Raw genomic sequence first — 20,528 nt, forward strand, 5'->3', positions numbered from 1 at the left:
ATGAAGAGCAGCCCCAAGGCACGCACCATTGGCCTCAACCTGGTGCTATGGATGGGATGGCTCCTTTCCACTGCCGTGTTCGCGCAGCAAGCCAACTATCCCAGCGCCGATGATGCAGCCAGCGCCCTGGTGAAGGCTGTGCGCGATGGCGACCAGGCCGCCATGGCAAAAGTGCTCGGCGCCAACTGGAAGGATTTCATACCGGTCGAAGGCATCCAGCGCGAAGACGTCGACCTCTTCCTCAAGCGCTACGACGAGAGCCATCGCATCGACGACGAAAAAGGCAAGGCGCATCTCGAAGTCGGCAAGGACAACTGGATACTGCCCATGCCCATCGTGAAAAACGCTGCGGGCTGGCATTTCGACATGGCAGGCGCCAAGGAAGAAGTTCGCACGCGCCACATCGGCGCCAATGAACTGGCCGCCGAACAAGCCATGCTCGCCTACTACGATGCGCAGCGCGATTACGCCACCGAGGATCGCGACGGTGACAAGGTGCTGCAATACGCGCAGCGATTGATCAGCAGCCCAGGCAAGCATGACGGGCTCTACTGGCCAACGACCGGAAACGAACCCGAGAGCCCTCTCGGACCGAACTTTGCCAGTTCAGCGCCAGGCGATGGGTATCACGGCTACCACTTTCGCATTCTCACCGCCCAGGGCCCCTCGGCACCGGGCGGCGCGTACAACTACATGGCCGGCAACCGGATGACCAACGGATTCGCCCTGGTGGCCTGGCCCGTGCGCTACGGTGACACCGGCGTGATGACTTTCATGATCAGCCACGATGGCGAGATCTTCGAGCGCGATCTCGGTGAGCATGGCGCAGCCCAGGCACAGGCGATGAAGCGATTCGATCCGGACAGCAGCTGGCAGGAAGTGCAGCCAACGGAGTGACGCGTGGCGCAGGGGCTTCCTCGCGAGTTCGAAGCCTGAGGCAGGGAACGCTTGTCATCGCGATCCGGTGTCCCGTGTTTCCACAAGGTCGACCATCGCCGGCAAGGCCCTCTCCCAAGCAACTGCCATTGCCGCCGGCGGAAATCGACTCGCACGTTCTCCATGGGAGTGGTAACGATGAGCATCCCGTTCATTCACTATTTCCGCATTCTTGTTGCCGGCGAACAGAGCGAGCAAGCCAGCAGCATCATCGAGCACGACCTGCATTTTCCTACCGTCGTGGTGCCGCCATCGGGCCTTGCCGAAGCCATCCACTCCGGCGCCGACCTGGGCGCCATCGTGGTGTCGCGCGAGCTCGCGCAAGCGGCGATCACCGCGCGGGACCAGCGCGGCCTGCGCATGCCGATCTTCATGATCAGCGGCCGCGATGACGAAACCTTCGACGATCCGTTCCTCAAATCGCTCGATGGCATTGTCATTGCCGATCTGGAGAGCCGCGACTTCTATGAGAAACGCCTGGTGGCATCGGTGGAGCAGTATGTATCGAGCCTGCTGACGCCGTTCTTCGGTACGCTGATGCAATACGACTTCGACGCCAACCGCACATGGGCCTGTCCGGGACACCAGGGCGGCCAGATGTTCATGCGCCATCCGGTGGGCCGACTTTTCTATGAGCACATGGGCGAGAACGTTTTTCGCGACGACATCTGCAACGCGATGGTTTCGCTGGGCGACCTGCTGATCCACGAGGGACCCGCGCTAGCGGCCTAGCAGGCAGCGGCCCGCGTGTTCCAGGCCGACAGGACGTACTTCGTGCTCAATGGCACGTCGTCGTCCAACAAGGTGGTCAATACCGCGCTGCTCACCAGCATGGACATCGTGCTGTTCGATCGCAACAATCACAAATCGAACCACCATGGCGCGCTGGTCTTTGCCGGTGCCATACCGATCTATCTGGAAGCGGATCGCAACGGCTTTGGCATGGTGGGACCGATCGACTGGTCGGCCTTCGACGAGGACGCGATACGCAACAAGATCAAGCACCACCCACGCCTGAAGGACACCGATGCGTGGAAACGCGAGCGCCCCATCCGTGTCGCCATCATCGAGCAGTGCACCTACGACGGCACGGTGTACAACGCGAAAAAGGTTTTGGAGAAGATCGGCCACCTTTGCCAATACATTCATTTCGACGAGGCATGGGCAGGCTTCGGCGCGTTCCATCCGTTGATGAAGGATCACTTCGGCATGAGCCTGTCCTTGACCGGGAAGGATCCCGGCATCATCGCCACGCAGTCGACGCACAAGCAGCTGGCGGGTTTCTCGCAAGCATCGCAGATCCACGTCCGAGACACCCACATCCGCGACAAGCCCTTCCGCGTGAACCACAAACGGTTCAACGAGATGTTCATGCTGCAGGCATCGACATCACCGTTCTACCCGCTGTTCTCTAGCCTCGACGTCAACGCGCAGATGCACGCCGACAAGGCCGGCCGCGTCCTTTGGGATGACATGGTGAAGCTTGGCATCGAAGCGCGCAAAGCGATTCGCCGCCGATTTGCCGGCTTTCTCAATCCGTTCGTGCCCGACGCCGTGATGTACCAGGGCGAACGCACCAAGTGGGAGGACGTGCCCACCGACGTGCTCGCCACCGAGCAGGCGTATTGGCAACTCGATCCGAATGAGACATGGCATGGCTACAGCCACCTTGGACCCGACGCGGCGATGGTGGATCCCACCAAGCTCATGCTGACCACCCCAGGCATCGATCCGATAACCGGTGGGTATGCGGGCACCGGCATACCCGCGACGATACTTGCCAATTACCTGCGTGAAAATCACGTCATTCCGGAGAAGAACGATCTCAACAGCATCCTGTTCCTCATGACGCCAGCGGTGGGCGAAGGCAAGATGGCGATGCTGCTGGCCGCACTGGAGCGTTTCAGGGACCACTACGATGCGGACAACCCGCTCACCGAGGTCCTGCCCGGTGTGTCGCGGAAATATCCGGAGCGCTATCGCGGCTACACGGTGCGCCAGATCGCGCAGGAGATGCACGACTTCTATGCATCAAGGAACGTCAAGGAATTGCAGCGGCTGAGTTTCCGGCATGAGTCGTTTCCGGAGCAGGCCATGTCCGCGCGCGAGGCCAACGAGGCGCTGGTTGGCGGACACGTCGACTTCGTCCCCATGAACCAGGTGTCAGGACGGATCGCTGCCACGCTGGCCCTGATCTATCCACCAGGCATCGGCATCGTGGTTCCGGGCGAGCGCTACGACGAGCGCGCCAAACCCATGATCGACTACTTCCTTGCGTTCGAGGAAAGCTGCAATCGCTTCCCCGGCTTTTCGTATGAAGTGCAAGGCGTCTACCAGGTTCCCGAGGACGGCAAGGTCCGCTTCTACACCTATGTCGTCAAGGAAACCTGAGATGGTTGGATGGGCCGTCCCACCATCGACCACGTCGACATGCCATGAATCGGAACCGTCGAACCTTCCATTTGCACGGATGGGAACGAGGGCGTGAGCCTGGCGGGCGAACCAGCCATCAACGCCCACTGTCTCATGCGTGAAACAGCGTCAGGCCCGCCCCGCCCCATGACGACGGCTGCTTCATCTGGATCGCGGCACAGTAGCGTTCCTGAGGTGAGCGCACCGGCGACGCTCGCACGCGTTGCCGTGAACCATCTCAAGAACCACGTTGCGGCCCAAGCAGCCGGAGGTTCACATGAGCAGCACTGCCGCCGAGACCCCGCACGCGCGGGGCGTCGACATGAAGTTCGAAATCGTCGTCATCCCCGTGTCGGACGTCGACCGCGCCAAAGCCTTTTACGCCAGCCTGGGCTGGAGGCTGGACGCGGACTTTCCTTCGGACGATGGCTATTTTCGCGTCATCCAGTTCACGCCGCCCGGTTCCGGGTGCTCCGTCATTTTCGGCAAGAACGTGACCGCGGCCGCGCCGGGTTCCGCGCAGGGGCTGTACTTGATCGTCTCCGACATCGAGGCAGCCCGTAGCGAACTGATCAACCGCGGCGTGAAGATCAGCGAGGTGTTCCACAGTGCCGGTGTCTACGCCGGTCCCGACGAGCCCTACCTGTTCGGGCGAACCCGCGTCAGCGGCCCGGATCCCGAGCACGGCAGCTACCGCTCGTTCGCCTCATTCAGCGATCCGGACGGCAATGGCTGGCTCTTCCAGGAAATCACCCAACGACTTCCCGGACGCGTGGACCCAAGCGTCACGACATTCAGCTCATCGAGCGACCTCGCCGCCGCGATGCGGCGGGCGGCGGCCGCGCACGGCGAACACGAGAAGCGCATGGGCGGCAAGCACGACGAGAACTGGCCGGACTGGTACGCCGAGTACATCACTCGCGACCAGGCGGGCCAGGAGCTGCCCTTGTGACAGCCGCAGTCGCAGTAGCCGCGGCGATGCTCGCGAACGAGCCTCGCGTCATTCGTCTTGCAAGGATTGGTGCAGATTGTTGCGGAGCGTGACGATCTCCTTCGGCAATCGGGAGAAATCCCTCGTGGATAGCCCGCATGCATTGCCAGTGCGTGATTGCTCAGCAGGCGCCACTTGCACAGCAGCTGCGCGTCTCTGCCTGCGTGGCTGCCGCCTGAGGCATGGATGCAGACGCAACCTCCACGACCTGCGCCGCTTCGGCCAGCGCGCGTGCTTCGGCGGCGCCCTTGCGCTCACTGTAGCGATCGACCAAATAGTCGCTCCGGTCACGCACCATCAAGGTGAACTTGAATAGTTCTTCCATCACGTCAACGACGCGGTCGTAGAACGGCGAGGGCCTCATCCGGCCGTTGTCGTCGAACTCCTGCCAGGCCTTGGCAACCGAGGATTGGTTCGGGATGGTCACCATGCGCATCCAACGACCGAGCACGCGAAGTGCATTGACCACGTTGAACGACTGCGAGCCACCGCAGACCTGCATGACCGCCAGCGTACGGCCCTGGGTGGGTCGCACGCTGCCTTCTTCCAGCGGCAGCCAGTCGATCTGATTCTTGAAGACGCCGGTCACGGCGCCATGGCGTTCCGGACTGACCCACACCTGCCCTTCCGACCACAGCGATAGCTGTCGAAGTTCCTGCACCTTGGGATGGCTGGCCGGCACGCTGTCCAGCAAGGGCAGATCGTGGGGATCGAACACGCGGGTTTCTGCGCCAAGTTGCTGAAGAATTCGTTCGGCTTCCAGCGCCAGCTTGCGGCTGAAGGACTGTGGCCGCAACGAGCCGTAAAGGATCAGGATGCGCGGCGGATGGCTTGAATGCGCTGGCAATGCCAGCTTCTCCAGGCTGGGCTTGTCGAACACATCGGCTGTGATATGGGGCAAGTTGTGCAGCGTCATGGCGGGTGTCCAACCGGTTGCTTCGAAGTAACAATTCTATCATTATGGAAATATAGAATTATAGTCAACCCAGCCCCTACGGACCCAAACCGCCATGCACCCTTGTCGCGTTCTCTTTATCTGCACGGGCAATTCGGCTCGCAGCATCCTGTCGGAAGCGACGCTCAATCACCTTGGCAAAGGGCGGTTCGAGGCCTATAGCGCTGGCAGCAAGCCAACCGGCCAGGTCAACCCTTATGCGCTGGAAGCGCTGGCAACGGCGGGCATCCCCATCGTCGGACTGAGCAGCAAGTCGTGGGATCGATTCGTCGATGAAGGCGCACCATCGCTGGATATCGTGATCACCGTCTGCGACAGCGCGGCCAACGAACCGTGTCCCGTGTTGTTCGGTGATTTCGTGCGCACGCATTGGGGCCTGCCGGATCCTGCCGCGGTCACCGGTAGCTCCGCTGTCATCAACCAAGCCTTCCGAAAAGCGCACATGCTGATCACCTATCGCCTGACGGCACTGCTGAACCTGCCGGTCGAGACGATGGGTGCGGACGAACTCAAGCGGGCACTCGACGGCATTGGCGTGCTCACCGAAGAAGACGACAACGAGGATGTCGCATGAGCGAGGCGACCACCGCCATCGATGCCACGCCTCCGCCCGCGACGGCCCGCATCGGATTCTTCGAACGCTACCTCACCTTGTGGGTGGCGCTCTGTATCGTAGCCGGCACCCTGCTCGGCCACGCGTTGCCCGGCAGGTTCGAGGCGATGGGCCAGATGGAGATCGCCAAGGTCAACCTGCCTGTCGCAGGACTGATCTGGCTGATGATCATCCCCATGCTGCTGAAGATCGACTTCGGTGCGATGGCAGGCGTACGGCGCCAGTGGAAGGGCATCGGCGTCACGCTCGTCATCAACTGGGCCGTCAAGCCGTTCTCGATGGCTTTGCTGGGATGGATGTTCATTCGCCATGTGTTTGCGGCATGGCTGCCTGCTGATCAACTCGACTCCTACGTGGCCGGATTGATCCTGCTTGCCGCCGCGCCATGCACCGCCATGGTGTTCGTGTGGAGCAACCTGTGCGGCGGCGAACCCAACTTCACGTTGAGCCAGGTCGCGGTGAACGACGCCATCATGGTGGTGGCTTTCGCACCTATCGTGGGATTGCTCCTGGGTATCTCGGCCATCACGGTTCCGTGGAACACGCTGGTCCTCTCCGTCGTGCTCTATATCGTGGTGCCGGTGCTGATCAGCGTCATCGTGCGCCGGCTCGTTCTTAGCCATGGTGGCCAGATTGCACTCGGGCGCCTGCTGGCCCGACTAGGTCCGATCTCGCTCGGCGCCCTGCTCCTGACGCTGGTGCTGCTGTTCGGCTTCCAGGGGCAACAGATCCTTGCTCAGCCGCTGATCATCGCGATGCTGGCCGTGCCGATCCTGATCCAGGTGTATTTCAACTCCGGCCTTGCCTACCTGCTCAATCGCCAACTCGGCGTGCCTCACTGCGTTGCTGCACCTTCGGCGCTGATCGGTGCGAGCAATTTCTTCGAGCTTGCCGTAGCTACGGCCGTGGGCCTGTTCGGCGTTCACTCGGGGGCCGCCTTGGCCACTGTGGTGGGCGTGCTCATCGAGGTGCCTGTGATGCTCTCCGTGGTTCGCATCGTCACCGTGAGCAAGCATTGGTACGAAACACGCACGGCCTGAGTGGGGATCGCCCTGATCCGCCGCGATACTTGGCATACTTGCTGGACCCGCTCGTTCACCGACCCACGCTGTCGACTCCGCTTATGCAGACCAAACAAGCCATTGCCGTCCTCTCCGCGCTCGCCCAGGAGTCGCGGCTGGCCGTGTATCGCCTGCTGGTGGAGCACGCACCCGATGGCTTGGCGGCAAGCGCGATTGCTGAAGCGTTGGGGTTGGCCAATGCCACGCTCTCCTTCCATCTGAAGGAACTCGTCCACGCGGGGTTGATCACGAGCCGGCAGGATGGGCGATTCATCTACTACTCGCCGGTTCTTGACGTGATGGACGAATTGGTCGGCTATCTCACCGAGAATTGCTGTTCTGCGACCGGCAAGTCCTGCGCTCCTTCTTCGGCGAAAAAGGCCACGGCCAGCGCCGTGCGCTCGCGCAAGCGCACGGCCTAAGAGCCAACCCGAGCCGGCGTGCTGATTTGAGCGAGGCCAAAGCCTTGCCCAAAACAGACCTCACGCGAAGCGTGACGGTGAGCTCGACAGCAGCAGGATCATTCCTGCTGCTGTCGAATGGGCACGGAGACTTGTGGCATCGCTTCGCTCATCCTGCGCAACCGGTGCGCGACAAGTAGACGAAATGCGGCCGGGATGACCAGCATCGACAGCAGCGGCGCGGTGAGCATGCCGCCGACCATCGGCGCGGCGATGCGCTGCATGACCTCGGCGCCGACGCCATGGCCGAGCATGATGGGAAAGAGACCGGCGAGGATCACGGCGACAGTCATCGCCTTCGGGCGCACGCGCTGCACGGCACCTTCGCGAATCGCATCGTCCAATTCAATCATTCCAGCATGCGGATTGAGCGCGAGCCGATGTTCCCAGGCGTGGCGCACATACAGCAGCATCACCACACCAAACTCGGCCGCGACACCCGCCAAGGCGATGAAGCCGATCATCGTCGCCACCGATACCGCATGCCCCAGCAACCAGATCAGCCATAGCCCACCAACCAGGGCGAGTGGCACGCTGGCCATGATCATCGTCGCTTCGCTGGCACGGCGAAACACCGCGTAGATCAGCCCGAAGATGATCACCAACGCAATCGGCACCACGATCTTGATACGAGCCATGGCGCTGGCGAGATATTCGAACTGTCCCGACCACGCCAGGGTGATACCAGGCGGCAACGTCACTTGCCGGGCGACCGCTTGCTGCAGATCCGCAACGACGGCGCCGAGATCCCGGCCACTCGTGTCCACGTAGACGTAGGTGGCCAGTTGGCCGTTCTCGCTCTTGAGCATCGGCGGGCCCATGGTCAGCGAAATGTCCGCCACCTGGCCGAGGACCAGTTGCGTGCCATGGGGGGGAGACGATGGGCAATTGCCGCAGGGCCGCCACCGAGTCGCGATCCATGCGCGGGTAGCGCAACACGATCGGATAACGTTCCCGGCCCTGCACCGTCTGCCCAATGGGATCGCCTCCCACCACCGTCGCCATCAGCACCTGGATTTGCTGCTGGGTCAGGCCATAGCGGGCCGCATCGTCGAGGCGAATACGCACATCGACGTAACGTCCGCCCTGCGCGCGCTCGGCAATCGCCGAGCCGACGCCGGGCACGCTCCTGGCGACGGCTTCGATGCGATCGGCCACCGTTTGCAAGGTGGCGGGATCGGTGCCAAGCACCTTGATGCCGATCGGACTCTTGATGCCCGTCGCGAGCATGTCGATGCGATTGCGGATCGGCGGAACGAACAGGTTCGTCAATCCCGGTACATGCACGGCCTTGTCCAGCTCAAGCTTGAGCTTGTCCATGGTCAAGCCTTGCCGCCACTGGTCCTTCGGCTTGAAGGTGATGGTGGTCTCGAACATTTCCAGCGGCGCGGGATCGGTCGCGGTCTCGGCGCGTCCGGCTTTGCCGAATACGTGATCCACCTCCGGCACGGTCTTGATCATGCGATCGGTGAGCTGCAGCAGTTGCGATGCCTTGCCCGCGGAGAGGCTCGGCAACGCGGTCGGCATGTACAGCAGCGTACCTTCGTCCATCGACGGCATGAATTCGCTGCCCAATCGAGCGAAGGGAATGGTTGCGCTGATCAGCAATACGCCGGCCAGCACCAGGGTCGCCCTGGGATGGCGCAACACGGCTTCCAGAATGGGCCGGTACAACGCGATCAAGCCGCGATTGAGCGGGTTGTCGGCTTCAGCGCGAATGCGCCCGCGCACGAGATAACCCATCAATACCGGCACCAGCGTGACGGCAAGGCCCGCAGCTGCCGCCATGGCATAGGTCTTGGTGAAGGCGAGCGGCTTGAACAGCTTCCCTTCCTGGCCTTCGAGTGCGAACACCGGCACAAACGATAGCGCGATGATCAACAGGCTCACGAACAATGCCGGCCCCACTTCGGCAGCCGACTCGGCGATCAGCGACCAACGCGCCGTACCTTGAGGCTCGGCGCCTTCGTGCGCATCGCGCCAATGTTCCAGATGCTTGTGGGTGTTTTCGATCATCACCACGGCCGCGTCGACCATGGCGCCGATGGCAATGGCGATGCCGCCCAGTGACATCAGATTGGCCGACACCCCTTGCAGGTGCATCACGATGAAGGCAGCCAACACGCCGAGCGGCAGCGTGATGACGGCAACGAGCGCCGATCGCAGGTGACCGAGGAACAGCGCGCAGACCAACGCTACGACAATGAACTCCTCCAGCAGTTTGCCCCAGAGATTCTCCACGGCGGCGTCGATCAGGCGGGATCGATCATAGGTCGGCACAATCTCCACACCTGGCGGCAGGCTGTGCTTCAGGTCCGCGAGTTTCGTCTTCACTGCCGCAATCGCCGCCTTGGCGTTCTTGCCCGTGCGCAACACGATCACGCCGCCCGCGACTTCGCCCTGCCCATCAAGCTCGGTGATGCCGCGCCGGAATCCCGGGCCGCGCTGTACCTTGGCGACGTCGCGCAGCAGCACGGGTACGCCGCCGCCTTCGGTCACGATGGGTACGCGCTCGAAATCCTCGCGGTTCCGCAAGTAGCCTTCGCTGCGCACCATGAATTCGGCTTCGTCCTGTTCGATGACGGAGCCGCCGTTGGCACCGTTGGCAGCGCGAATGGCCTCCACCAACTGTGTCACCGTGATGTTGCGGGCGGCCAATGCCTGCGGATCGGGAACCACTTGCCATGCCTGCTCCATGCCACCGAGGCTGGCCACTTCCGCAACGTCCGGCACGGTCTTCAGCTGGTAGCGCAGAAACCAGTCCTGCAATGCGCGCAGCTGGCCAAGATCGTGTTGGCCCGTGCGATCGATGAGCGCGTATTCGTAGATCCATCCAAGACCGGTGGCGTCAGGGCCCAGCGACGGGCTCACCTCCGACGGCAGGCGGTCGCGCACCTGGCTCAGGTATTCCAGCACGCGGGAACGCGCCCAGTAAGGGTCGGTGTTGTCGTCGAACAACACGTAGACGTAGGAGTCGCCAAAGAACGAATAGCCTCGCACCGTCCTGGCGCCAGGAACCGACAGCATGGTGGTGGCCAGCGGATAGGTGACCTGATCCTCGACGACCTGCGGCGACTGGCCGGCCCAGTTGGTGCGGATGATCACCTGGGTATCCGACAGGTCCGGCAGCGCGTCGACCGGGGTGTGCATCGCAGCGAGCACGCCAGCCACAGCCAACGCCAACGCGGCAAGCAGCACCAACACGCGATGCGCGATCGCGGCACGTATGACGGCGGCGATCATGGGCGTTCTCCCGGCATCGTCATGGGCGCACTGGTGGCAGGTGCTGGTCTTGCCGCTGGATCATTCAAGCGATCCAGCGCGCCCGACAGACTCGCTTCCGAATCGATCAGGAACTGGCCGGACACCACGACTTTCTCGCCACCGCCCACGCCATCGAGAATCTCCGTGTAGCCACTGGCTGCACGCCCTGTGCGCACGGCCACGACCCGGAAGCGTCCCGCGTCTTCGGCAACGATCAGCCGCGTGTGATCGCCCGCGGCAATCAAGGCCTCGTCGGGAACGACGGGCACCGCGGCGCCTGGCGCCGGATCGAGTTGCACCGTGGCAAACATGCCCGGGCTCAACCTGCCTTCCGGGTTGGCAAGCACGATGCGTGCGCGTTGCGTCCGGGTAGCCATGTCGATATCGGGCAGCAGTGTTTCCACGTGACCATGGAACCGCTGTCCAGGCAACGCATCGACTCGAACCGTGACTGGCGTGTTCGCCTGCACCGTGCCCGCGACGACCTGTGGCAGCGCCGCTTCGACCCACACGGTGGAGAGTCCATTGATTGTCATCAAGGTCTGTCCGGCATTGACGCGCTGCCCCTCGCGCACGTCCAGCGTGCTGATCACGCCAGCCTGTGGTGCATGCAAGGTGAGCTGGCCACCACTTCCGATCGAGCGACCATCCGCGGGCGACAGACCGAGCACTTGCAGGCGTTGTTGCGCCGCGCCGCGCAAGGCCTTGGCTTCTGCCGATTGCACATGCTGCAGCGCCTGCGTTTCGGCAACGGCGCTGCTCCACTGCGGCGCGAGTAGATCGGCGAGCGGTGCGCCCTCGGCGACGTTGGTATAGGGAGCGCGCGCATACAACTTGCTGATGACGGCGTCCACGCGCGCACTGACGACAATCGCCTGGCGCAAGTCCCAACTGATCGTTGCGGGCACTTCCACTGTTGCCGGCAACACGCGGCGTTCCACCGTTGCCGTGCGGACGCCCAGGTTCTGCACGGTCGCCGCGTCGATGTGGATGGTGCTTGCGTCGGCGCCTGTATCGGCATACTTGGGCACCATTTGCATACCCATCGACGACAGTCCCGGCTTGGCCGAATGCTGCTCGGGCGTCATCGGGTCGTACCAGTACAAGACCTTGGCGCTGGCGGCCGGTGCCGCCGTTCCCGTCATGGCGGCATGGACATCGGAAGATGCCGTGGAACCCTCGACGTGACGACCCGCCCAGTAGGCGGCCATCGCGGTAACGAGAAGCCCCGCGAGCATGAAAGCAATCCATCGTGCGCGTTTCATCGGACATTCCCCTCGGGAAGCAGATAGGCCAGGGTTGCCCAGGCGCGACCGTAGTCGGTGAGCATGCGGGCGAAGTCGGTGTGGTGAGAGATTTCATCGCGGCGTGCGTCCAGCAGTGGCTGGATGTCGCCGCCGCCGCGGTACGTCGCCAAGGCCAATGCTGCGCGGTCGTTGGCTTGCGGCAGCAATTGATCGAGATGCCGGCGCACCTGGCGCCCCAGCGCATCCCATTGCACCCAGGCCGCCTGCACCGCTTCAACCTGCTGCCGGCGTGCATCGTCGTGCTCGGCACGAACCGCGTCGAGATCGGCGGCGCGCGCACTGATGCCTCGGTCCTGCCGATTGCGCGTGAACAATGGCAGGCTCACGCCAACTTGCAGCGACACCATGTCGGACAGACCGCGAACACGGGAGCCATAGCTCATGCCCACGCTCCACTCGGGATGCTTGTCCGCCTTGGCGACCGCCAGCGCCGCTTCGGCGGCATGTTCACGAGCGGGCCAGTCGAGCAGATTCCCTTGCTGGTCCACGCTCGACAGCAGCGAGGATTCGTCGTGCGGAAGCACGGCGAAATCCGGCGCGTCGGCCAGCGGCTGGTTGACCGATGCACCGAGCCACCGGCCCAACGCCGCGCGAGCCTGCGCTTCGCGCGAGGTCGCCTCGTCGATGCGGTTTTCCAGGTCGAGCGCTTCCATCCGCATGGCCAGCACGTCAGCCGCCGTGCCAGTGCCGCCGCGCAATCGCGCTTCGGCGACGGTGACGTCGACTGCCCATTCGCGCCGCATCGCCTGCAGCATCTGGACTTCATGGTGCGCGCCCCACGCGCCGACCCAGGCAGCCGCCACTTGTTGCTTGATCGCGAGGCGAGTCATCTCCGTTGTCGATGCGGCTTGCTCGACGTTTGCCCCTGCCGCGTCGCGCTGCGCCTGTCGCTTGGCCCGCGACGGTAGCACTTGGGTAAGGCCAAGGGTGCGCATGGTCATGGTGTCACCGCCGGCGGTGAATGCGCCTGGCCCCTGTATGGCCAGGTTATCGATGCCAACGGTGAGTTGAGGGTCTGGCAAGGCGCCCGCGCGGCCCGCTTCTTCGCGCGCGGCGTCCTGCTGGGCAAGGCGTGCCGCGAGCAGAGGTGTTTGGTCTGCGATTTGCCGCGTGGCGGCTTCCAGTGAAAGGGGCGCAGGCGGTTCGTCCGCCCACGCGGGAGACACAGCAAGACATAGGGCCGTCCAAAGGCACAGCCGACGGCGCGCCTGCAAGGCACGCCACCAGATTCGATGCGAAAACATGAGTAGCTCCGATCACAAAACCGTACAGGCCGCGCACGCAGGCGCAGCCACCGAGTGGTCAGCGATCAGGGGCTAGATCAACAGAGAGCAGAACCGCAACGTGGGCGGTGGCTCCGGGCGATGCAACGCGACATCAGGCAACGGGGCCTGATCGGGCGCATGCATGATCGTCCCCATCAAGGTGGGAGACGCGGGTGGCAACAGCAGCGCAGGAACCGAAGGCAGGCGAACGTCATGCGCCGATGCAGCGTCTCCGGCACAGTGCTCGGCGCAACGCGCATCCGGATTCTGGTGCTGAAACGATGCCTTCGCCGCAGCAGTCATGCCCATCGACGCGCAATCGCCCGTCATGACGGTATCGGCAGGCCTCGTTGGCAAGGTGCAGACATAAGCGGCCATGGCCAACTGCTGGAACAGCAGGCAAAACAGCACCACGCCTGTCCACAGGACCCGGCGACGGCGGCTGATGTGAAGGCGCATGCGCATGACTTGCCAAGCATAACGCAGCTGGACCCGGGTCCAGTCAAGCGGCACCAAGTACGCGGCTCGCGGCGAACCGCGCATGCCCTTCGCCGCGCGGTTCGAACGCCTAGCTGTCGAAGGTTCCCACGATCAGGCTCGATGCCTTGATGATCGCGACGACGGGCATGCCTTCGCTCAGTGCGAGGGCATCGAGGCTTGCGGTGGTGATGATGGAGACGATGGCGCTGCCGCCGTCCAGTTGAATACCGACCTCGGCATTCACCGCGCCGCGCTTGACGTAGGACACCTGCCCTTTCAGCTGATTGCGTGCGGACAGGCGCGACAATCCATCGGGCAAGCCGATGATCACGGACGATGCCTTGATCAGCACGAAGGCGCTGCGGCCAGGTGCAAGACCAAGGCTCTGCGCGCTCTCGTGCGTCACCGTGGCGACCAATTGCTGTCCGCCCTGGATATCGATCTGGACGACGTCGTTGACGGTACCGGACTGCACTGTGGAAACGGTGCCCGCGATTTGATTCCGTGCACTTGTCTTCATCGTGAAGCGCCTCACCAGGTCGATGTCGGAAAGCGGATTGTCTGCCACGGCGGACAGATGTTTGAGGAAGCGTTGATGGATGGCTTCCATGCGTTGGAAGACGTCGATAAGGCGCTGCGCGCGTACGGTCAAGGTCGCGCTGCCGCCGCTGCGCCCACCCACCGCGCGATGCACCAGTGGTTCGCCCGCCAGGGTGTTCATGGCGTCGACGGCTTCCCAGGCGCCCTTGTAGCTCATGCCCACGTCGCGCGCGGCGGCGGAGATGGAACCCAGCTCGCCGATCTTCAGCAGCAAGGCGATGCGCTCGCGCCCGCCGAAGTTGCGGCCATCGGCTTCCAGTCCGAGCGTGCCCTTGATGGCCAGCGTGGGGCGTAACTTCTTCGTCATGCCTGGCTCGTGCCCTTGCGTTGGCGGCTCAGCGGCCACTTTCCCTAGCCTACATCTGGCACGGGCGAATGGCTTGCACTCGCCCGTGCGGACGGCCCGCCGGCTTCGTTGCCGACGACACTCCACAGGCCGAAAGACTGTCGTGACAGTCAATTTCCGGCGCCAAGCCATCGCAAAAAGCCGTCGCAAAAAGATGCTCACGGCCGATTCTTCGCTATATAGTTAAGTTCATAGCGAAGGCAGCGCCGCCGCCCCGCTTTGCGCAAATCCACTGCAGTGTCGACCGAAGGATTCAACACCCATGCGTCGTGCACCTCTGTTTGCCGCCATGTTGGCGGGTTCGGCCTTTCTCGTCGTCACCGCACAAGCTTCCGATTCACCCGCGCCAACGCCACCACCTGCCGATCAAAGCAACGCCACCACGCTCGACAAGATCACCGTGACCGCGCGCCAGCGCGAAGAGGAACTGCAGAAGGTTCCGGTGGCCGTGTCGGTGGTGAGCGGCGAATGGCTCGACCGCTCCTACACGGTCAACACGCAGCAGCTCAGCCTGCTGGTTCCCTCGCTCTACTACAACTCCGCCAATCCGCGGAACACCGCCTATACCATCCGCGGATTGGGCTCCAACACCTTGTCGGTCAGCGCGGCGAATGACGGCATCGAGCCGGGCGTGGGTTTCTATGTCGATGGCGTCTACCACGGTCGACCGGCGACGGCCGCGTTCGACTTCACCGACATCGAGCGCATCGAAGTATTGCGCGGCCCGCAGGGCACGCTGTACGGCAAGAACACCACGGCGGGCGCGATCAACATCACCAGCCGCGAACCCACCTTCGTGCCGGAAGGCAGCGGTGAGCTTTCGCTGGGCGAGAACGGATTCGTGCAGGCCAAGGCGAACGTTTCCGGCCCGCTCAGCGACACCGTGGCCGGCCGCTTCGCCGCGCAGTTCACCGAACGCGATGGCGTGCTGCACAACGTCACCACCGGCAAGGACGAGAACGGACTGGACAACTACGCCCTGCGCGGCCAGTTGCTGTTCAAGCCGAATGACGATCTCAACGTGCGCCTGATCGCCGACGTGTCCAATCTCGATTCGGACTGCTGCACGCAGAACTATCTGCGCGTCGGCACCAGCCTGAAGAGCGCGGCGCGCCAGTTCGAAGGACTCTCCGCCAACCTTCCCGCCCACGGCTTTCCGGTCTATGTGCCGCCGAGCCGCAACGTCTACGACCGCCTCACCGACATCGACGCACCGCTGCACATCGACACACAGGACGGCGGCGTATCGCTCAATGCGGACTGGAACCTGGGCGCTGTCACGCTGACGTCCATCACAGCCTGGCGTTACTGGAAATGGGATGTCGCAAACGATCGCGACTACATCGGCCTGCCGATCCAGACGGTGCAACGCATACCGTCGCGGCAGGATCAATACAGCCAGGAATTCCGCGTGGCCTCCAATGGCGATGGACCTTTCAGCTACGTGGGCGGTGTTTATTTCTACACGCAGGAGATCAACGGCAAGCCGATCAGCGTGTACGGTCCAGCGGCCACGTACTGGCTGGTGAGCACCACGAATTTCCCGCGCATGCCGGACAATCTCGCCGATGGTTACGGCCAATACGGCAACTCGCACTTCGAAATGAAGAGCTATGCCGCCTTTGGCGAAGCCAACTACCGCATCACCGACAAGCTGACCGCGACGCTAGGCCTGCGCTACACCTACGAAGACAAGAACGGCGACTATTCGACCACCGTGTCGGGCGGCTTGCCGACCACGCCGGGCAGCATCCAGGACAACGCCAAGCTCTCGCTGTTCCGGCCGCAGAGTTATTCAGCCTCCGACAGCGGCGGCAATGTGTCGGGTCGCACCAACCTCGCCTATCAGTTCACCGATTCGCTGATGAGTTACTTGAGTTATGCGCGCGGTTACAAGTCGGGCGGACTCAACATGTCGGGCCTGCCGCTGGATGCCTTGAACAATCCCGCACTGGGAACCGCGGTGATCAAGGACGAAACGAACAAGACCTGGGAACTGGGCTTGAAATCGGCGTGGTGGGGCGGCCGTGCGACATTGAACCTTGCCGCGTACCACACGGTGGTCGACAACTACCAGGCCAACATCACCTCCAGCGTCGAGACGGCGGCGTTGCGCACGTATCCGGCGAACATTCCCGAAGTCACCGTCAAAGGCCTCGAAGCGGATTTCGCCGCGCAGGTGTTCCAGGGCTTCGTAGTGCACGCGTCGCTTGCCTATGCCGATGGCAAGTACACCGACTATCCGCTCGGACCCTGCCCGCTGGAATGGCAGAACCCCAATGCCGCGGGTGGTTGCCAACCGTTCAAGCCGCCGGCATCGCTGGCGAACAAGACGTCCAATCCTCGCGGTAACCCGAATGTACCGGGCGCGTATGTGCTCACGGGACTGCCGCTTGCCGGCCTGTCCAAATGGGCAGGCACGCTGGGCTTCGATTACGAGCTACCGTTCCGCACGGGTGCCTTCCTCTTCCACCTCGATTCGAGTGCGCGCAGCGGCTACAACAGCGATACGAGCAACTCCATCTATACGCGGATTGCCGGCTACAACGTCACCAATGCAAGCGTCGGCTATCGCTTCAACGACCATTGGGAAGCCGACGTCTTTGTGCGCAACCTGTTCGACAGCAACTACATCACGGCCCTCACCATCCAGACCGGAAATTCCGGCCTGATCCTGGGACAACCCAGCGATCCGCGCATGGTGGGCGTGACGGTTCGCGCGAACTTCTGACGGCGGCTGCGCAAGGCTCCACTCGCCAAAACGAGGGAGCCAGCACCAATCACGTGTGGCGCAGCATCAGTTCGACTTCGCGTAGAACACATAGGTGGCCGTATACGGAACGCCGACTTTCGTACCCGCGCGCGTGGGCGGCGTGACGGGTGCAACGCCGCCCGCGGTGGCTATCCGCTGAACGTAGACGACCTTGCTCAAGGCACCGGGCGCAGCGTCGGCCGTGACCTTGATGAGCAACCAGGGGATATCGGACGCCGGCTGCTTCGCAGGCACCGTGGTTACCGGTGTGTTCGTGTCACGGGTGATCTTGCTGCCATCGGCCGCTTCCCACGAGGGGCCGGCATAGTGATGGATCACCTCGTCATGGCCCTTGAGCTCGGCCAGTGGCGCCTCGAAGGTCCACTTCGGCACCGCTCCGGCCTCCGCGGTGCTCGTATAGATCTGAACGCCCGTCGCCTTAGCAGTGAACGCGACGGTGTAGCCGGCGGGCGGTTGCAGCGCAGCCGGCACCGCGTCTTCCGCCTGCGCCGCCCTTGTGCCGGCGAAAAGCAGGAAAACAGTCGCTGTCCATGCGATGGCGGATATTTTCTTCATGGGCTTGTCCTCGATGACGTTCTGCATGGGGGGATTCGTCGTGTCCGTCATGGATCGCAAACGGACATACAACGCGGGAGCCAATCTGCGGTGAGTCCCGAAAAAGAAGCAACGGGTTGATCGCCGTCTCGCCGACATGGATGGGCGACGCCTTTCCATGTCCAGGACTGCGTCCGATTCCTCTTCCCATGTTCGAGCGCGGCCACGTCAAGCCGACGTGACGCCGCCCGGCCAACTTGACGCCCGCGGTGCAGTTACGCCACCTTCCGGCACTGGATCAGGCCATGCGACTGCCGCCATGCGACGCGAGATCGCCATCGTCGTTTTTCCGGGGTTTCAACTGCTGGATGCCGCCGGCCCCGTCGCCGTCTTCGAAATGGCGGAACGCTTCCGGCCCGAAAGCTATGCGATCGACGTGCTCGCCCCGGGTGGCGGCGTGGTGCGCAGTTCATCGGGCGTGTGCCTGGCGGCGTCGCCTATCGAAAAGAAACGGTTCGACACGGTGATCGTATCCGGCGGCAACATGGCGCAAGTCGAAGAGAGCCAGGACGATATCGTGGCCTGGCTCGGCGACGATGCATGGCGCCGCGCCGCGGGCGTCTGCTCCGGTGCGTTCTTCCTCGCGCACGCCGGCCTGCTCGATGGCCGACGCGCGACCACGCATTGGGCGGTGGCCGAGCGCTTCCAGCAGCGCTATCCGCAGGTGCGGCTGGATGCCGACCGGATGTTCGTGAGGGACGGCAATGTGTGGACGTCGGCAGGCATCTCCGCAGGCATCGACCTTGCGCTCGCGCTCGTCGAAGACGATCTAGGCCCCGGCATCGCACGACGCACGGCCCAGCAACTGGTCGTGCACCAGCGTCGGCATGGTGGGCAATCGCAGTACTCCGTGCTGGTGGAACAAGGTGGCAAGACGGGAAGGTTCGGCGATCTCATCGGCTGGATGCGCTCGCGCCTTGCCGAGCCGATGACGGTCGAACGTCTGGCTGAGCGCGCGGCGATGAGTCCCCGGAACTTTGCGCGTGCGTTCGCGGCGGAAATCGGTGCCACGCCGGCGAAGGTCGTGGAAGGCCTGCGGCTGGAAGCCGCGCGCATCGCGGTGGAGACCAGCCACGTCAACCTGGACCACATCGCAGCATCGACGGGTTTTGGCGATACCAGCCGCATGCGACGTGCTTTCGTCCGCGCCTTCGGCATGTCGCCGCAGTCGTTGCGTCGAAGCGCGAGCGCGTGATGGAAACGGATCGGCGCACCGGCATGCCCTCGCGTTTGGCCGTTTTTGCGCGGAAATTGTCCTTGCCGATACGGCGGGCAACGCCTAAAAAGAACGCCTTGTAGCACCTCCTCCGCGCGTGTCATGACATCCGCGGCTTGCACGATGGAACCGTCACCGTCTTTCCCGTGAGGATACGCATGCGCGTTATTTCCCTTGTTTCGGCATGTCTTCTGTCTCTGGCTACCGCGCAAGCCGCGGCGGCCGCGCCTGCGCCTGCAGCGCCCACCACGCGACTCGATCACATCCTGCTGTGGGGACGCGGCATCGATCAGGTCACCTCGGTCATGGCGGTCAAGCTGGGCTTCCAGGTCCGGCCCGGGCGCGATCCCGATGGCGTTGCCAATCGCTACATCCGCTTCTCGGACACCAGCTTCATCGAGCTGCTCGGCATCACGCGCCCCAACCCCACGTTCGATCCGGGCATGAAGGAAGACCAGCAGGCGCTGAAAGGCGGACCGGGTTCGCGCACCTTCGGCTTCCGCTCCTCGTCGCTCGATGCGATCCATCAATCGCTGCAGGCGTTGCATTACGCCGTGACGCCGTTCTTCTCCGGTCCCGATAGTGCGAAGCCGGGTTGGCGACTGTTCGCGTTCGATCGTGCACCGTTGTCGAGCAACACCTTCTTCATCGACTATGCCGCCGATTACGCGCCCGACCAATTCGATCCCGGCAATGCCGAGGACTATCGCGTCACGCGCGAGCATCCCAACGGCGCGCGTGAACTCTCCTCGATATGGCTGGTCTCGGGCGACGCGGAGGCCGATCGCAAGCAGCTGGAGAAGATGGGCTTTGGCCACGCCGTGCCCGTGAAGCTGGCCGCGCTCGGTGCGAAAGGATTCTGCGTGCCCGTCGGCCCGACGGCGCTGTTGGCGCTTCAACCCGACGGTACCGGCCTTGCCGAGCAGACCATGGCCAGCGGCGGCCCCCGCATTCTTGGCGTGAGCTTTGCCGTGAGTGATCTCGCGCGTGCGCAGCGCTGGGCGGAGCGTGGCTACGAGCGCAAGCTCGCGACCTATCGCGGACTCTCAGGCGAGTCCGTTCTCGCTCCCACCCAGGACGATCTTGGCCTGTCCATCGAATTCCATGCGATGCAACAGGGCGGCTCACCCTGCGCGGCTGTAAACCTGTAGCGCCCATCACCCAAGGCGCACGATGCAGCACCGACGTGGCAGCCACGCCGGTGCGCACTTCGATGTCGCTTCGGCAGGATCGATCGGTACGTCGGCCGGCCGC

The 20,528-nt window shown here is 63.4% G+C and carries 14 protein-coding genes and 2 pseudogenes; 9 read left to right on the top strand and 7 right to left on the bottom strand.

All coding sequences use genetic code 11. The features are described 5' to 3' along the window. From ABIC75_RS04630 to ABIC75_RS04640, 3 genes and pseudogenes are all read left to right on the top strand, one after another. Complete coding sequence (locus ABIC75_RS04630) at positions 1-897, top strand: DUF2950 domain-containing protein (RefSeq protein ID WP_354012675.1); 897 nt, start codon at positions 1-3, stop codon at positions 895-897. A gap of 177 nt (positions 898-1,074) precedes the next feature. Then, a pseudogene (gene speC, locus ABIC75_RS04635) lies at positions 1,075-3,327 on the top strand (ornithine decarboxylase). A gap of 298 nt (positions 3,328-3,625) precedes the next feature. Continuing rightward, positions 3,626-4,300 carry a VOC family protein gene (locus tag ABIC75_RS04640; protein WP_354012676.1) on the top strand — a complete coding sequence of 225 codons (675 nt, stop codon included), beginning with the start codon at positions 3,626-3,628 and terminating at the stop codon, positions 4,298-4,300. A gap of 160 nt (positions 4,301-4,460) precedes the next feature. On the opposite strand, the gene arsH is transcribed toward ABIC75_RS04640, so the two are convergent. Further along, a complete protein-coding gene (arsH, locus tag ABIC75_RS04645) occupies positions 4,461-5,255 on the bottom strand; it encodes an arsenical resistance protein ArsH (RefSeq protein WP_354012677.1) in 795 nt (264 codons plus the stop codon). A 94-nt stretch (positions 5,256-5,349) separates the two neighbouring features. Between arsH and ABIC75_RS04650 the strand changes: the two genes are divergently transcribed. The 3 genes from ABIC75_RS04650 (at position 5,350) to ABIC75_RS04660 (ending at position 7,390) form a co-directional block, all read left to right on the top strand. Further along, entirely contained in the window at positions 5,350-5,868 is a 519-nt protein-coding gene (locus ABIC75_RS04650) for an arsenate reductase ArsC (protein ID WP_354012678.1), read from the top strand. Then, a complete protein-coding gene (gene arsB, locus ABIC75_RS04655; RefSeq protein ID WP_354012679.1) occupies positions 5,865-6,947 on the top strand; it encodes an ACR3 family arsenite efflux transporter in 1,083 nt (360 codons plus the stop codon). The genes ABIC75_RS04650 and arsB overlap by 4 nt, the downstream gene beginning before the upstream one ends. An 83-nt stretch (positions 6,948-7,030) precedes the next feature. After that, positions 7,031-7,390, top strand: a complete 360-nt coding sequence (locus tag ABIC75_RS04660; RefSeq protein WP_354013067.1) for an ArsR/SmtB family transcription factor — start codon at positions 7,031-7,033, stop codon at positions 7,388-7,390. A gap of 98 nt (positions 7,391-7,488) precedes the next feature. On the opposite strand, the pseudogene ABIC75_RS04665 reads toward ABIC75_RS04660, so the two are convergent. The 5 genes and pseudogenes from ABIC75_RS04665 to ABIC75_RS04685 form a co-directional block, all read right to left on the bottom strand. Then, positions 7,489-10,672, bottom strand: a pseudogene (locus ABIC75_RS04665) (efflux RND transporter permease subunit). Continuing rightward, entirely contained in the window at positions 10,669-11,838 is a 1,170-nt protein-coding gene (locus ABIC75_RS04670; protein ID WP_354013068.1) for an efflux RND transporter periplasmic adaptor subunit, read from the bottom strand. The pseudogene ABIC75_RS04665 and the gene ABIC75_RS04670 overlap by 4 nt, the downstream one beginning before the upstream one ends. Positions 11,839-11,954: 116 nt before the next feature. Beyond that, the gene (locus ABIC75_RS04675) at positions 11,955-13,244 is read right to left on the bottom strand and encodes a TolC family protein (RefSeq protein ID WP_354012680.1); all 1,290 of its coding nucleotides are present in this window, start codon (positions 13,242-13,244) and stop codon (positions 11,955-11,957) included. A 72-nt stretch (positions 13,245-13,316) separates the two neighbouring features. Then, positions 13,317-13,808 (bottom strand): hypothetical protein, encoded by a 492-nt coding sequence (locus ABIC75_RS04680; protein WP_354012681.1) that lies wholly within the window; start codon positions 13,806-13,808, stop codon positions 13,317-13,319. A gap of 25 nt (positions 13,809-13,833) precedes the next feature. Beyond that, on the bottom strand, positions 13,834-14,652 hold the full coding sequence (locus tag ABIC75_RS04685) for a TOBE domain-containing protein (RefSeq protein ID WP_354012682.1): 819 nt from the start codon (positions 14,650-14,652) through the stop codon (positions 13,834-13,836). Between the two features lie 301 nt (positions 14,653-14,953). On the opposite strand from ABIC75_RS04685, the gene ABIC75_RS04690 reads away from it, so the two are divergent. After that, positions 14,954-17,422, top strand: coding sequence for a TonB-dependent receptor (locus tag ABIC75_RS04690; RefSeq protein ID WP_354012683.1), 2,469 nt, complete (start codon positions 14,954-14,956; stop codon positions 17,420-17,422). Positions 17,423-17,488: 66 nt separating this feature from the next. Here the strand turns inward: ABIC75_RS04690 and ABIC75_RS04695 are convergent, their stop codons facing one another. Next, complete coding sequence (locus ABIC75_RS04695) at positions 17,489-18,046, bottom strand: DUF3455 domain-containing protein (RefSeq protein ID WP_354012684.1); 558 nt, start codon at positions 18,044-18,046, stop codon at positions 17,489-17,491. A 271-nt stretch (positions 18,047-18,317) separates the two neighbouring features. Between ABIC75_RS04695 and ABIC75_RS04700 the strand changes: the two genes are divergently transcribed. Then, positions 18,318-19,253 carry a GlxA family transcriptional regulator gene (locus tag ABIC75_RS04700; protein WP_354012685.1) on the top strand — a complete coding sequence of 312 codons (936 nt, stop codon included), beginning with the start codon at positions 18,318-18,320 and terminating at the stop codon, positions 19,251-19,253. Between the two features lie 179 nt (positions 19,254-19,432). Further along, entirely contained in the window at positions 19,433-20,425 is a 993-nt protein-coding gene (locus ABIC75_RS04705; RefSeq protein ID WP_354012686.1) for a VOC family protein, read from the top strand. Positions 20,426-20,528 lie beyond the last annotated feature (103 nt).

It is taken from the genome of Dyella japonica (assembly GCF_040545895.1).
In the GTDB taxonomy this organism is placed as follows: Bacteria; Pseudomonadota; Gammaproteobacteria; order Xanthomonadales; family Rhodanobacteraceae; genus Dyella; species Dyella japonica_D.